This is a genomic window from Aeromicrobium fastidiosum (assembly GCF_017876595.1).
GTDB classification, from domain to species: Bacteria; Actinomycetota; Actinomycetes; order Propionibacteriales; family Nocardioidaceae; genus Aeromicrobium; species Aeromicrobium fastidiosum.
In genome coordinates, this window is the sequence record NZ_JAGIOG010000001.1 from 1176206 (window position 1) to 1190150 (window position 13945).

The window sequence follows — 13945 nt, forward strand, 5'->3', positions numbered from 1 at the left end:
CGGAGACCTTCTACTTGAGCTTCATGCGCAAGCGCTTCGACTCCAGGGACGGCTGGCGCAGGGTGAGCCCGTCGCCGAGGTACTCGACGACGCACGTGGCGTACTTGCTCTTCGAGCTGGTGCGGTTGTTGGTCCGCAGGGTGATGGTGGCGATGCCGTTCTTGAGCGAGATCTTCTTGCTCTGGCCGGTGCCGCGGTACGTGAGCCGGCAGAAGGCGCGGACCTGACCGGTCGGCGTCGGTCCGACGAGGGCCTTGACCTTCACCTTCAACCGGATGACGCGCTTCTTGGTCGACTTCGCCGACAGGATCGACACCTTGCCCGACCGCTTGACCACGGTGCGCGACATCCCTTCGACGTACACGGTGGAGGAGCCGGAGTACGAGGCGGTCACTCCGATCTTCAAGAAGTGGCCGAGGTCCGCGACCGAGGAGCGGTACGTGCGCGAGGTCGCTCCGGTGATGGGGGTCGGCGTGGAGCCGTCCATGCGGAACCACTGATAGACGAACGTCATGCGGTTGGGGGAGATCCACCGACCGGTGCTGTCGACCCACTCACCAGCTCCGCCTTGCGCGACCTGACCCAGCCGGTCGAACTGCCCGCCCATACCGGCACCCGGGGCGAGGCTGCGCGGCGTCTGACCGGTCAGTGCCGCGTCGGCTCCTGAGACGGTCGCGCCAGCCGTCACGGTGATCACGCGGGCGCTCGCGGCATCGCGGCCACCGAGGTAGAGGTCGTCGAAGCTCTCACGCTTCGCGAGCAACAAGACGTCGTCCGGCTGGACGTCCATCGTGTAGCGCCCCGACTCGTCGGTGTGGCTCGAGCCGCGAATGCTCTCGTCCTCGGTGGACTCGGCCAAGACCAGGACGTTCGAGACGGGATAGCCCGAACGATCGGTGATGACGCCGCTGATGGTGCCGGTCTGCGGTCCGTCGTCAGCAGTCGCAGCCGATGACATGCCGGCCATCAGCACCGCGGACGTGACACCGGCGACCATCAAGCGCATGGCACGGACGAGCATGGTTCTCCTTCGGGCGACAGCCTGTAGTGGCTGCCGAAACGGTATCGGCGCACAGGTGCGCGCCGTGGTGGATTGCCAGAAAGACCTACCGATTCGCTGCATCGTGTGCGCGGTCGCTATCCTGTTCCGGTTGCACGTTTCGGCGTGCAGCGGGGAGGTGTCGCATAGTGGCCTAGTGCGCCCGCCTGCTAAGCGGGTTGAGGTTTAAACCTCTCGCGAGTTCAAATCTCGCCACCTCCGCAGGCAGATCGATATGGGAACCCTCGACAGGTGCAATCCTGTCGAGGGTTTCTTTGTCGGCACCCTCGTCGTCGCGGTGGCGGGCGGCCTAGATTCGGCGGTTCCATCCGAGGTCAACGACGTCCAAGGCATCTGGGGATCGTGTACTCGCGCGACAGACGAAGCGGACGCGACGACACAGGCTCCGTGCGAGGTCGTCGGGCAGGATCTGGTCGAGGTGCTCGGTTGGATCCTGTAGACGAGACCGAGAGATGACAAGTTGCACTCCGGCCTGGCACAGGATGTCCAGAGTTCGGGAGCGTCTCGCGACGAGCAGCGCGCCGCTCCTCAATGCCATCCAGATCTCAGCGGACGTCGGAAACGCGGCGCTGAGGGCCTGAGCGATGGGTTCACTGCTCGCTTCGACGGGTGGGAGCGCGTGCAGCGGTGACGTCGGGGTGCCGACCGACGGCCATGTGAGGAGGTAGGGCATGTAGAGGCCGGCACGGAACCGAGCCCACTCACTCTCTGGGGTCGAGCACGATCTGGTGGGCTGATCCGCGCTGGGTCATCGTTTCGTCACGTCGTTGCCGTCCACTCCGCGGTGAGCGATGTGATCTGGTACGTGGTGGGATCGCCCATGCACTGCGCGGTGCCGGTGTCGAACAGGACGACGTTGCGTCCACCGGGATCCAGAGAGCTCGAGTACAGGACCCCGTCGAGGTCGAGCGATTTTGCCATCTCGCACAGGTACTGGGTCGGAATGTAATCGGTGGGCTGGTCGGAGCTTCGGACGGGCTTGCTCAGTTCTCCACTGAGCGCACACAGATAGCGGTAGAGCTCGACCTGGCTGATCTGATCGTCGACGGACTCCACCTCCGGGATGGAGAAGAAGTCCGGTACTGCGATGTCGGCAAGATTGAGGACCGCCACTCGCCGGGTCGGTCTGAATCTCGCCACCGCGACCCGGGAGTGGTTGGAGACGCGCGTCTCGTAGATGCACGTCTGCTCTGAGTAGCCGAGGTACAGGTAGGGGATGCCGATCGGGTTCGCACGGCCGCCAGTCGCCAGCTCGGGCGGAGGCGCACTCATGTCGTCCGATGTGAGCAGGTTCGTGCCACACGGGCGCGCCCGGTAGAGATCGATGTCCGGGTCGATGTGGAGCACCGAGTTGAGAAGAACTCGACTGAGGAGCTCCCCGTCCGGAACAGCCCGTGGAAAGTACCGGTTGTTCGAACGGATCTCGTCTGAGAACGCGGCCCAGGACTTCGCGTGATCAGCGATGACTCCGTCGGCGCGCGAGCGCAGGCGGACACGCACATCGTCGCCAAGCAGCTGATCGCCCTCGGGGAACATCGATGCCAGGAAGGCGTCGACCTGCTCAGAGCTGAGGGTGAAGATGGCCCAGTCCTCCTGGATGCGAACGGACAGCCGCTCGCCGCCCGGGTCGACCTCGTAGATGGCGAGCAACCTGGAGAACCCGTCCAGCCAGGCCGCTGTCGGCCATGTGGCCGTCGCCCACTGGTGTCCGAAGTCGCAGGCCCCCGGCGATGACTCGGGCGGCGAGGCGTTGGATACCCAGGTCGGAGCCGCGAAGCAGCTGGCGCAGGCCCTCACGGGCGCTCCAGGATCTCCGCCACCAGCTCGAGGTGGTTGAGGATGGAGAGCTTCTTGACGATGCCCAGGCCCGGATACGTGTCGGCCGCTAGGTGGCCGCGCATGATCTCAGCTGCGTTGGTGTGAATGTCCTCTGCATCGAGGAACGCCACCAGCTTGCCTGCGGCCTCGAGGAACTTGCCGCCCACGTTGGCCATGTCTCCGTTGGTCTCTGACGTGAAGTGCCGGATGCGGATGGGGCTTGCTGGATCGGGCTGATACGTCCAGTGGATGGCGACGGCACGCGGCGTGAATCCGCCAGAGGTCCACGCCTTGCCGATGGTCAGGTAGTCGCCGAAGCCGATGTGGTCGTCGTCGCCGTAGTAGAGAACGTCCTCGGTGAAGGTGCTCTCGGGCCGCTCGAGGTAGTCCGCGTTGCGCAGTTGTGGCACGAACCCGTCGTGCATGATGACCGAACCGTTCTGCGCCCGGAACGTTCGGTAGTGCCGGTCGCGCAGCTCGTCAGAGATGAGATCGAGCTGCCGGCCGAGCGCGTGGGTGCGGTCACGAAGCAGATCGAGATCGGCGGGGGTGCCGTCGTGAATCAGGGACAGCAGATTCTTTCCGTCGAACTGTGCCTCGAACGCGGCGAGGAGCGCAGCGACGTCTGTGTCCTCGCTGATGATGAGGCCCAGGTGCCATCGATGCGGCTCTGCGGCGACGAGCGATGCGATCTCGGTCGAGACCAGCGGGCCGGTGAGGTCGCCGACGGCCGGGTTCACCACGAGGATGGGGTTCACCCCGTTCGACCACAGTGCCTGGAGCGACCGTTCGAGCCCGCCCTCCGGCACCTTGACCGGCTCGATGACGGGCGTGATCTTGCCGCTCGTACCCAGTTGGGGGGCGGCCTCCTTCAGTGCGAGCAGCTCGAACTGTTTGCCTCGCAGGTACGGAAAGTACACGGTCACCCCTTGATCGAGAGCCAGGCTCTGAGGTTAGCCCCTTCCACCGACGTCGGATCGAGCTGCGCGAGCAACGCTCGCAGGGGGAACAGCGTGGGATCGCGGTGAAAGGAGACATCTCCGCGGAGCTGACGGGCCTTGATGGCTGCCCGCCATGCTGCGTGGAAGTCGGACGGCTCGAACTGCATGGCGATCTGGAGGTAGGCGTCGTACCGGCGGCCGTTCGGTACGTCGGGGACATCGGCTCCCAGACGCACAAGGGCGGCCTGGGCTTCGGCGACTCGCAGCGTGTTGAGCATCGTGCGGATGCAGAGGGCCTCGCTAGTGGCGACTGCTGTCTTGACGCCCGACAGGTGCCAGCGCTGCCCGACAGAGATGAGGCCTGCGGGGGTGCCCTCGAGCTGCTTCGCATAGCGGTCGACGGCAGTCTCGTGCACGACTACGTTGACCAGCGGGACGGCTCGGTAGTAGTCCGCCAGCTGACCGATCAACTTCTCCGGGTTGTCGAGCTCGGTCTTGATCTCGTAGACCGTCGCCTCGCCGTTGACGAACACGGCGTCGGCCACGGAGCCGCCGATCGCGAATTCGTTGAGCAGCACCGAGTTGGCGGCTCGGTGGCGGCCGACGAAGATCTTGCTGGCGATGAGGTTCTTGTAGACGTACTCGTTGCGGTACGACTGCGCCAGCACCTTGTATGCAGCATCGACGACCTCGGCGTTGCTGCAGTCTTGGGGGAGATCGAGGTCAGATCGCAGGCGGACGATGATCGTGTCGAGGGCGGGGCTAGCGCCGTGGGCGAGCAACGGCCGGAACGACCTCGTCGTGAAGACCTGTGCCGCAGATCGGGCGACGGTCGGGGCGGTCGACGCCACAGCACCCTCCGTTCATCGCGAACTGGTCGAAGTCTAGCCTCTCAGTCCGGTGCCGGGACGTGGCCACGATCGGCCGCGAGACCATGTTCCTCGCGAGGTGACGTCGGTCATCTGTGTGCGCCGATGGTCGGGCTCTGTGATTCACTCTGGTGGCAGCGGCACGTTCCGCACGCCCAGCTCAGCCGCCCCCGTGCCCACCCGGTGGATACGCTGACCGCGGGGCCACTCCAGGGAGAGCGACGTGAGTACGGTGACGAGCGGCTTGCGGAGCTTGGCCACGATGGCCCATCTGCTGACGCAGAAGCACGTGCTCAACGACCTCCTCGAGACAGCCGCTGAGCACGCCTGCGAGGCGTTGGGTGCCGCCACGGTGTCGATCAGTCGGGTCGTGCCCAGCGGGGACGTCGTGGAGACGCTCATCAACGTCGGCGACCTCGCCGATGGTGAGCAGCGGTGGCCCGATGACGAGACGTACGAGATCTGGGGCGACCGTGGCCTGATGTCGGCCGTCATCGACCGCACCACGATGGTCGAGAGCGTCGACGACGTCCAGGCGGACGATCGTGAGCGGGCCCTCCTGCGCCGGCTCGGCAAGGGCTGCTCGTTGACGTCGCCGATCGTCGTCGACGGCAACACGTGGGGCGAGGTCTACGCGACACGTCACGTGGGAGTGCCGGTGTTCGACCGTGACGCCGTGGGGTACGCGGAGGTGCTCGTCGCGATCCTGGCCGCAGCCATCGCACGGACGATCCGCGAGACCGATCTGCAGGAGCTGGCGTTCCACGACCCCCTCACGGGTCTGTTCAACCGGCGGGCGCTCGACGAGCACGCCGCAGCGCTGTTCGATCTCGGCGACGAGCCGTCACGGGCGGTCGTGGTGGTGGCGCTCGACGTCAACCGGCTCAAGCAGGTCAACGACACCGAGGGGCACGCGACGGGCGACCGGGTGCTCCGTTCGCTGGCCGCGGCACTGGCCTTCACGTTCGAGCAGATCGCGTCGAGCATCGTCGCGCGGGTCGGCGGCGACGAGTTCACGGTCGTGGCCTCGGGCGATGACGTCGTCCTGGTCGAGGACGCGGTGCGCACGCTCTGCCGCGACGTGACGGACAAGAGCGATCGCATCGGTCTGTCCGCCGGCATCGCGTCGGTCGTGCTGACTCCCGACTCCGAGATCACGATGCCCGATCTGTTCGCGGCTGCCGATCGGGCGCTCTACGTCGCCAAGCGGACGGGCTCAGTCGGCCCGGTGATCGCTGACGACCTCGTCGCCTGACCGTCGACCCATCGCGCGGGCCCCGACGACGAGCAGCCCGCCGATCAGGCCGCCCAGCGTGTTGGCCATGACGTCGTTGAGGCTCGCGAAGCGCTCGGGCCGCAGCGCCTGCTGCAGCAGCTCGATCGTGACGGTGGTCGCGAACGCCACGCCGACCGCCGCCAGCCAGCTCCAGTGACGGAACCACAGCAGCACGAGGACGCCGAGGGGCACGAACAGCACGACATTGGCCGAGGTCTCGACGAGGTCATAGGCCTGCCAGGGCTGCAGGTCGAGCAGATCTGTCATCCACCGCACCGGTGCGAAGTCGGTGACGGGCACTCCGCGGTCGACCGGCGTCTTCCACAACCCGATCAACGCCAGCGCGACGGCGTAGAGGCCCGTGGCGAGGACGAGCCGGCGGGAGCGCATCTCTCGATCGTAGTGAGCCCGTGGTTGAGCGGCATGGCCCAACGATGTCGGGTCAGACACGTCCGTCGGGCGGACGTGCCCGCACCACCTAGAATCACCAGGTGAGCAAGTCCCTGCAACGTGCCCTTCTGGCCCTGTTCGTCGTGGTCGACATCGTCCTCGTCATCGGAGCCGTCCGACACGTCAATGGCACTCCCGAGCAGAGCGATCTGCCGGCGACGTCGTCGGCATCTGCCGCCCCGTCCCCGTCGGCTGATGCGGCGGCTGATGCCTCGGCGACGCCGGCAGCCTCCGAGCAGCTCCCGTTCGACTTCACCGCTGCCGATGCGGTCTCGTTGTCGGCCGCCAACGACGGCACGGTCGTCTACGGCACCCGCGGACGGTGCAGCGACCCTGAGGCCTCGGTGCGGGTCTCGACCGATGGCGGTGCCGACTTCGGTGCCTCACCGACCGGACTGACCTCGGTGCTCGCGGTCAAGGCCGTCGACGCCGGTTCGATCTCGGTGGTCGGCACGACGGCCGACTGCAAGGTTCAGCAGGTCACCTCAGGCGATGGCGGTGCCTCGTGGACGGCCGCCGACGACGTCCCGCTGTGGTACCCCGCTCCGGACGACACCACGAAGGTCGTCACCCCCGACCGCACGTCGACTCCCCGCGAGGGCTGCGTCGTGACCTCGATCAGCCAGGTCACCGACGAGTCCGGACGCGTGACGTGCGCGGACGGCTCGGTGCTCGGCTCCGGCGACAACGGCAAGACGTGGGTCGCCTTGGGCCGGCTCGACAACGTGCGGGTCGCGACGTTCCTGACCCCGAGCGCCGGCTACGCGCTGGCACGCTTCAGCGGATGCGCCGCCAACGCGTTCACCACCACGGACGGCGGTGTCACGTGGACGCCGGGTGGATGCATCTCGGGCGAGCCGGCGCGCGCGATCGCGGCGACGTCCAGCCGCCTGGTGGCCGTCGTCGATGCCGACGTCTACGACAGCGAGAACAACGGCACCACCTGGATGCAGCCGTAACGCCCGTTGAGCCTGTCGAAACGCTAACGCCCGTTGAGCTTGTCGAAACGCCTCAGTCGACCCGCTCACTGAGCGCGTGTCGGTGCATCGGATGCACGTAGAAGACCGTGCGGCCGTCCTCGATGGTCCTGAAGTACGAGTCAGTCCTGATCGCGTCGACGTAGACGATCTGCACCGACGTGTCAGTCGCGAGAGCACTCGCGAGCAGCTGGTCGACTCTGGCAGGCATGTCCGGGCGTTCTTGTAGGAGGTCTGCGCAGTGGCTGAACGCACCGACAATCCTAGAGAACGTCGGCCCATTGCGGAGCATTTTCGCCGGTTGAGCCTGTCGAAACCCTCAGCAAGCGCTGCGAACAACCGAGCTCTCAGACCCCGGCTTGATCGACGGCGTAGCCAGCACCTGCGTCGACCCACGCTGGCCCTTGCCCGACACGACCGTGGCCTTGACGGTCACGGTCTGGCCCGGATCGAGCTGGACGGTCGTCAGGTCGACCCCGCGCCCGTCCTGCGTCAGCGGGTAGGCAGCGTCCTCGCCGTCGATCGTCAGCGCCGTGACCTTGCCGCCGTTGGGCGCGTAGAGGTAGTAGTTGAGCAGCATCGACCCGGGCTCGGCGCCGAAGCCCGGCCCGCGGATCGACTCCGGCAGCTGAGCCGAATCGGCAGGAGCGGACGACGTCAACGTCGTGGTCGTCTCATACGTCTGCACGCCGGCAGCGCTGCACTTGGTCGCCTTCGCGGCGATGTCGTAGTCGAGGTAGTACTGCATCTTCGCGCCGGTGGCGTCGTTCAGGTAGATGCCAAGCGCGGAGTCGGCGGCCTTGCCGGTGGGCAGCTTGCCGGCCACAGCGGAGTTGCCGAGCTCGTCGGTGATGCTCGTGTCCTTGGTCCACACCTGCACGCGCCGCTCGTTGGCCGCGCGGGTGAGCGCCTTCAGTAGGGCGGTCGGGTCGCCCTGACCGGCCAGCACTTTGTCGAAGATCTTCTGCGTCGCTGATGCGAAGAATGCGTCCTGCGCGCCAGGCTCCGGGTAGTTGACGTAGACGCCGTTGAGCAGCACGTCCACAGCGTTGGACGACGTCAGCGTCGACCCGTCCTCCAGCTCGATGGGTCCGATCCCCTTGAGGACGTAGGAGAGCGTCACCGGGTCGACCGACAGCACGCCGTCGACGTCGATGCCCTTCTCGCGGGCCAGTATGGCCGTGCCGATCTCGGCCGCGCGAGGAAAGTCGGGCGTGAAGTTGACGTCGCGGAAGTCGCTGACCAGCTTCGTGTCGAAGAGGTCGCTCTCTTCGGCCGAGATGGGCGTCGCCTTGTAGGGCAGGTCGCCCATGGACGCTCCCGAGCCCTGCTGGCCGAGCGAGATCTTGCCGTCGTCCACGTCGAGCACGGCATAGGCGCCGGGCAGGCCGCCAGTGGCACGGATTTCCGCGTTGTTCTGAAAGATCAACAGGTACGTGTGCTTGCCGGTCAGCATCTGGGGGACGACATCGGACGCGGTCGTCGCCCGCCGCGCGATCGTGGCGGCACGGGTCAGCTTGTCCTGCACGTCCTCGACCGGGCCGCGCAGCGAGCCAGCCAGGGTTGATGAGTCGATCGCATTGACGTCGGCGGAGGCCGTGTCGATCACCCGCGACGAGGCAGTGACGTTAGGGCCGATGGCGGCGATGGCCGCCACGTTGATCGAGCCGCCGGTGGGGTTGAAGGTCTTGCCGTTGAACTGGTCGGCGATGTCGACCAGCGGCGGCAGACCGTCGTCGGCCACGGTGCGGAGCGAGGAGGTGACGGTGCGGACGGCGTTGACATTCTTGCCGGCGACCGGCAGCTTCGCCGCCACGGAGAACAGCGCACCAGACAGGGTGGAGTCGGCGTCGCCGATGCTCTGCTGCAGTTCATCGAGCGATTTCTTGGCGGCGGCCTGGTCACCGGACTCGAGTGCTGACTGCAGGTCGGAGGCACTGGCGGTGGCGACGTCGATGTCATCGCGCGCCGATGACAGCTGCGAGTAGCCGTAGACGGCGACACTTGCGGCGACGACGAGCAGTAGGCCAAGAACGCCGAGGATGATCGTCCGCCGGCGGGGACTCTTGTTCGTCGTCGCTGCACTACGTGAGCTGCTCACGGTGACCTTCCCCTGCTGATTGGTGCCTCAAACACACAGAAGTGGGGCTGCCGAGGGCAGCCCCACTTCTGAGGTGAACGCTGGAGCGCTCGCGGTCTACTTGTTGCGAATCTTGATCTTCGACTTGCCCTTGCTCGTCTTGAAGACCGAGCCGGTGCTGGGCTTGAACGTGAACTTGATCGTCCTGGTCTGCGTGGTGCTGACCTTCGGCATCTTGAGCTTGACGTTCGCCTTGCCGTTGCGGACCTTGAACTTGTACGTCTTGCCGTTGAACTTGACGATCAGGGTGCCGCTCTTGACCTTGACGTTGCCCGCCTTGATCTTGATCGTGATCTTGACGTTCGATCCCTCGGTCACCACCTTGGTCTTCGCCGGCGGCACGGGCGTCGTGCCCGGGATGGGGGCCGGCGCGGGAGTCGGGACCGGGATCGGAACGGTGGGAACGGTGCCGGGGTAGTCAGCCGCAGAGGCACCGCTGGTGAAAGCGCCCATGCCGAGAACCAGAGCGACCGATGCGATGAACGCAATCAGAATCTTCTTCATGGTTGTCCTTGTCTTTGGCACAGGTGCCATCTGGGTGAATCTGGGGGTGAAGTCTCGTCCTAGCGTAAAGGACGTTCGCCCTGCTTGCGACGGTCCGGCGATATTTTCACGCGGTCGAAACATGGCAGCGTCGTCGCATTTGCGGGTTTGTTGATCGCCTCAGCGTGAACGGTGCATCTGAGGCGTAGAAGCAAGTGACCTAAATCACTGTGTCGGCGTTCGGGTCGTTCCGGCTGGTGGACGGTTCCGGGGCGTACCCGTAGCCGTACCCGTAGCCATAACCATCCCGACTCTTGGCCGGCGTCATGTTGAAGATGACCCCCACCGGCGCAGCCCCGACCGCTTCCAACCGCTCAACGGCGAGGGTGACCTGGTCGGTGGTCGTCTTGCCGTGCCGGACGACAAGTAGAGCACCGTCGGCCTGCGCAGCGAGCAACGCTCCGTCAGTGACGGGCAACAGCGGGGGAGCATCGATCAGCACGATGTCGTAGGCCTCTCGCAACGAGGCGATGACGGCCGCCATCGAGCTCGACTTCAGCAACTCAGCGGGGTTGGGCGGCGTGGACCCACTGGTCAGCACGGCGAGACCTTCGCTGGCGGTCGACTGGATCGCATCTTCGAGCACCAGCTTGCCGATCAGAACCGTGGTGAGACCGACCGACGACTCGAGACGCAGATATTCAGCGACCTTCGGCCGACGAAGGTCACCCTCGACCAGAACGACCTTCTCGCCGCCCTCGGCGAGCGCCAGCGCGAGGTTCGCGGCTGTCGTGGTCTTGCCTTCGCCCGGTAGGGAGCTGGTCACGACGAACACCTTGTGGTGGGCGTCAGGGTCGATGAACTGAAGGTTCGTCCTCAGGACGCGGAACGACTCAGCACGAGGGGCGTAGGTGTCGAGGCTCGTGATGAGCGGTGTGTCAACAGCTGCGGAGTCGTAGCTGATGGCACCGAGAATGGGTGCCGGCACGAGTTCCTCGAGCTGACGCGACGACTTGATCGTCGTGTCCAGCGTCTCGCGCAACACGGCCGCCCCCGCCCCCAACAGGAGTCCGAGGATGAGACCCAGCCCGATGTTGCGGACCGGCTGCGGAGAGATTGGCGAGGAGGCCTTCGACGCCGGGTCAACGACCGTTGCCTTGATGGTGGCTTCGTCCTTGCCTGGCGGTGTCTCGAGCTCGGCGACGTAGGCAACGAAGACCTTGGCGACTCCGTCGGCGAGCATCCGCGCGCGAGCCGGATCCGGGTCAGTAACGGTGATAGTCAGGATGACGGTGTCGAGCTTCGAGCTGGCCGAGATCTGGCTGGCCAAGGCGCTGGGGGACTCATCCAGTTTCAAGTCCTCGACGACTCGCCGCGCGATCTCTTGCCCAGTCAGAAGATCGGCGTACGACTTCACGCGCTGCAGCGAGAACTGACCGCCCTGGTTGGCCTGTGCGTCGTCGGTCGACCCCTGAGTCGAGACGAACATGCGGGCAGAGGACGCATACTGAGGTGTTGCTCGGACGGTGATTAAAGCTGCGATCGCAATCGTGACCAAGGCGCAAGCTGCGATCAATACCCATCGCGTGCGAAGGACTCTCAGATAGTCACGCAGGTCCACAGTCACTCCGTTCGAGGGTGGGCTCGTCGGCCACGAGCACCGAGTCTAACGGCCGCGATTTCCGCAGGGGACCGACTCGACTTCGACAGGATCGATGTCACATGTCGTTCGCACCATGTGAGACCTGGTGCACACTCCACGGAGTGGGTTTCATTCCTGCCGTCCTAAGTGGTGACATCGAGGTCCCGATCGTCTGCGTCGAACGTGAACGCGGGCTGGACGTCCAAACATCAAGCTGTGCCTCGCGCAGCACCCTCCAAGGCGACATGCGCCGAGCCATCGGCTGCCACCGGTATCAGGTGACGCGCTCTGCTCCGGCCCCCAGGGCCGAACTTCTCGAGGTGCACCGACACCAACGGTTCTGCTTCGACTCGGACCTCGCACATCCGCCTACGTAGGTCTTGTCGGTACTGATCACGGTGGACGTGGCGTGATCAAAATGTATGGGGCCAGCGATGAAGCGACCCGCCAGCGTAAAAGCCCCGCGGGCAGTGTCCCGTGTCTATCGTTCCCCGCGAACGAGTTGTCGGATTGCCTCCTTGAAGTCTCTTGGACGGGGAGCAATAGCGAGGGGTGACATTCTCAGGCTTAGTAGGAGCATCGACATGAGCACGAAGTAGCCAATCGACGACGCGGTGGCGGCCCCCTTGGCGCCCCACGCGGGACCGAGCACGAGCAGCGCACCTATCGCCACGGCAAGTGCGGTCACCTGTGACACTGTCATTCGGACGCCTTGGCCGCTGGCTGCGAGAGCCATAGAGCAAACGAAGTTGGTTACCAGCGCGACCGACCCGGCGAGGCAGATCCCAGCGACTGGAACGGCTGAAGTGAACTCTTTACCGAATACCACTGGGATTCCGACCCAGGCAATGAGTCCGAGAGGCGGGCAGGTCATCAAGCCCATCGCGATGCCAGCCCGTACGGACCTAGTCTGAAGTTCTCGCCGCTCCGTGCCTGATGCGCGCGCGATCGGGGTGAAATATGAGGCGCCCAGGGCTTGGCCGAAAGCGAGCGGGACTGAGGCGACGGTTACAGCGACAGCGTAGAGGCCTGCTCCGACAGAGCCGATCAATGGAAGCACTAGAACTTGGTCCAGCTTGTTCGACGCAATCTCCGAAACCGAGCTGCCGGCGAACTTTACGCCGCCCCGAAGTAATGAGCCGTAACTGCTCCTTTCGCCGCGAAATTTCACTCGTGTCATGAAAAGACCCGCGATACACGTCGCCGCAGTCCCAACCAGGTTGCTGGCGAGAACCGTAGCTGTGCTTGCGGTATGGGTCACCCACAACACAACTATTGCCAAGAGGTAGATCGAAGGCTGAGTTAACTGCAGAACCAGCACATTTCGGAAGCGTCCGCGAGCGACCAACACACTTAGGTCGAGAGTCCAGCTCAGCATCAAAGGGCACAGGGCGACGTTCAAGGAGGCGACCAATCGGGCGGCCTGCCCAAAGTCACTGAATAGGGACGCGTACAGCGCGACAGCCACAGCTGTCGCCGGCAAAATGGTGAGCAAGCCGAGCCTGCGCGCCGCCCGGAGCGCTGCTGTGACGTCCGTTGTGGCCGCTAGTCGGCGAAGTTCCAGAGGGACGCCCATGCCGAGGAGAACAGGGACTATGTAGGCGAGCGCAATCGTGGCCGCGGTCTCACCTCGTCCGGAAGGGCCAATCGCCCTTGCCACGATCGGAGCGCTCAGGAGTCCGAGCGCTGAAACCCCGAGGCGTCCGATGGCGATGTGTGATGGCGAATCGGCGCGAACGATCGCTCTCAGCTGCGCAATCACCTGCCTGCGCCAGCGATCTTGTCTCTAACCACCTGCGACTGCGTCGGCCCTAGGTCCCACGGCCTGAATCTGATTAGAGCCGCTGCCTCATCATCGCTGAGTCGTTGGCCTATAACTCGTGCCGGGTTGCCAACGACAATGGCGAAATCAGGCACGTCGCGAGTCACGACTGACCCAGCACCGACAACAGCGCCGACGCCGACCAACTTGCATTGGGGGAGGATAGTGACGTTCGCGCCGATCCAGGCTTCATGCCCGATTTCACAGGGTGTCCGCACCACGTCCTCCTCGCTTCCTACGAGGCCGAACTTGGGGTTGTACCAATATGGATGCATCGTCAGCGAGTCGAGGGGATGGGATGCGCCGATCCGCCTCACATTGGGGCCCACGGAAACGTATGAGCCTATTGTGGTCTGAGTGTCCGCCATACCTGGCTGAAGAAGCGAGCCGTACGAGTAGTTGCCGACATGGACGCCGTGATGTTTGGCCAGCACTTGACGAAGCGTCAGTGAGGTCATCTGACCTCC

At 65.1% G+C, this 13945-nt stretch carries 13 protein-coding genes and 1 tRNA gene; 3 read left to right on the forward strand and 11 right to left on the reverse strand.

The features are described from left to right. Positions 1 to 10: 10 nt before the first annotated feature. Complete coding sequence (locus JOF40_RS05845) at positions 11 to 1021, reverse strand: carboxypeptidase-like regulatory domain-containing protein (protein WP_188111694.1); 1011 nt, start codon at positions 1019 to 1021, stop codon at positions 11 to 13. Positions 1022 to 1174: 153 nt separating this feature from the next. On the opposite strand from JOF40_RS05845, the gene JOF40_RS05850 reads away from it, so the two are divergent. After that, positions 1175 to 1261: transfer RNA gene (locus JOF40_RS05850), tRNA-Ser, on the forward strand. A 558-nt stretch (positions 1262 to 1819) separates the two neighbouring features. On the opposite strand, the gene JOF40_RS05855 is transcribed toward JOF40_RS05850, so the two are convergent. The 3 genes from JOF40_RS05855 to JOF40_RS05865 form a co-directional block, all read right to left on the reverse strand. Continuing rightward, the gene (locus JOF40_RS05855; protein ID WP_129180948.1) at positions 1820 to 2710 is read right to left on the reverse strand and encodes an RES family NAD+ phosphorylase; all 891 of its coding nucleotides are present in this window, start codon (positions 2708 to 2710) and stop codon (positions 1820 to 1822) included. Positions 2711 to 2853: 143 nt separating this feature from the next. After that, on the reverse strand, positions 2854 to 3798 hold the full coding sequence (locus JOF40_RS05860) for a sce7725 family protein (RefSeq protein WP_129180950.1): 945 nt from the start codon (positions 3796 to 3798) through the stop codon (positions 2854 to 2856). A 2-nt stretch (positions 3799 to 3800) separates the two neighbouring features. After that, positions 3801 to 4670 carry a sce7726 family protein gene (locus tag JOF40_RS05865; protein ID WP_129180952.1) on the reverse strand — a complete coding sequence of 290 codons (870 nt, stop codon included), beginning with the start codon at positions 4668 to 4670 and terminating at the stop codon, positions 3801 to 3803. Positions 4671 to 4950: 280 nt separating this feature from the next. On the opposite strand from JOF40_RS05865, the gene JOF40_RS05870 reads away from it, so the two are divergent. Further along, positions 4951 to 5943 (forward strand): sensor domain-containing diguanylate cyclase, encoded by a 993-nt coding sequence (locus JOF40_RS05870; protein WP_129180954.1) that lies wholly within the window; start codon positions 4951 to 4953, stop codon positions 5941 to 5943. On the opposite strand, the gene JOF40_RS05875 is transcribed toward JOF40_RS05870, so the two are convergent. Next, complete coding sequence (locus JOF40_RS05875) at positions 5905 to 6354, reverse strand: VanZ family protein (RefSeq protein WP_129180956.1); 450 nt, start codon at positions 6352 to 6354, stop codon at positions 5905 to 5907. The genes JOF40_RS05870 and JOF40_RS05875 overlap by 39 nt on opposite strands. 101 nt (positions 6355 to 6455) lie before the next feature. Here JOF40_RS05875 and JOF40_RS05880 point away from each other — a divergent pair, with 101 nt between their 5' ends. Then, on the forward strand, positions 6456 to 7373 hold the full coding sequence (locus tag JOF40_RS05880) for a WD40/YVTN/BNR-like repeat-containing protein (protein ID WP_129180958.1): 918 nt from the start codon (positions 6456 to 6458) through the stop codon (positions 7371 to 7373). A 52-nt stretch (positions 7374 to 7425) separates the two neighbouring features. Here JOF40_RS05880 and JOF40_RS05885 read toward each other — a convergent pair whose 3' ends face one another. The 6 genes from JOF40_RS05885 to JOF40_RS19930 all read right to left on the reverse strand — a co-directional run bounded on the left by JOF40_RS05885 (position 7426) and on the right by JOF40_RS19930 (position 13936). Then, complete coding sequence (locus JOF40_RS05885) at positions 7426 to 7602, reverse strand: hypothetical protein (protein WP_188111695.1); 177 nt, start codon at positions 7600 to 7602, stop codon at positions 7426 to 7428. A 108-nt stretch (positions 7603 to 7710) separates the two neighbouring features. Then, positions 7711 to 9492 carry a DUF4012 domain-containing protein gene (locus JOF40_RS20185; RefSeq protein WP_129180960.1) on the reverse strand — a complete coding sequence of 594 codons (1782 nt, stop codon included), beginning with the start codon at positions 9490 to 9492 and terminating at the stop codon, positions 7711 to 7713. Between the two features lie 96 nt (positions 9493 to 9588). Next, complete coding sequence (locus tag JOF40_RS05895) at positions 9589 to 10035, reverse strand: hypothetical protein (RefSeq protein ID WP_129180962.1); 447 nt, start codon at positions 10033 to 10035, stop codon at positions 9589 to 9591. A 199-nt stretch (positions 10036 to 10234) separates the two neighbouring features. Further along, positions 10235 to 11635 (reverse strand): tyrosine-protein kinase domain-containing protein, encoded by a 1401-nt coding sequence (locus tag JOF40_RS05900; RefSeq protein ID WP_129181947.1) that lies wholly within the window; start codon positions 11633 to 11635, stop codon positions 10235 to 10237. Between the two features lie 502 nt (positions 11636 to 12137). After that, positions 12138 to 13418, reverse strand: coding sequence for a lipopolysaccharide biosynthesis protein (locus JOF40_RS20330; RefSeq protein ID WP_129180964.1), 1281 nt, complete (start codon positions 13416 to 13418; stop codon positions 12138 to 12140). Next, on the reverse strand, positions 13415 to 13936 hold the full coding sequence (locus JOF40_RS19930; protein ID WP_209674399.1) for an LbetaH domain-containing protein: 522 nt from the start codon (positions 13934 to 13936) through the stop codon (positions 13415 to 13417). Before JOF40_RS19930 ends, JOF40_RS20330 begins: the two co-directional genes overlap by 4 nt. Between the last annotated feature and the right edge of the window lie 9 nt (positions 13937 to 13945).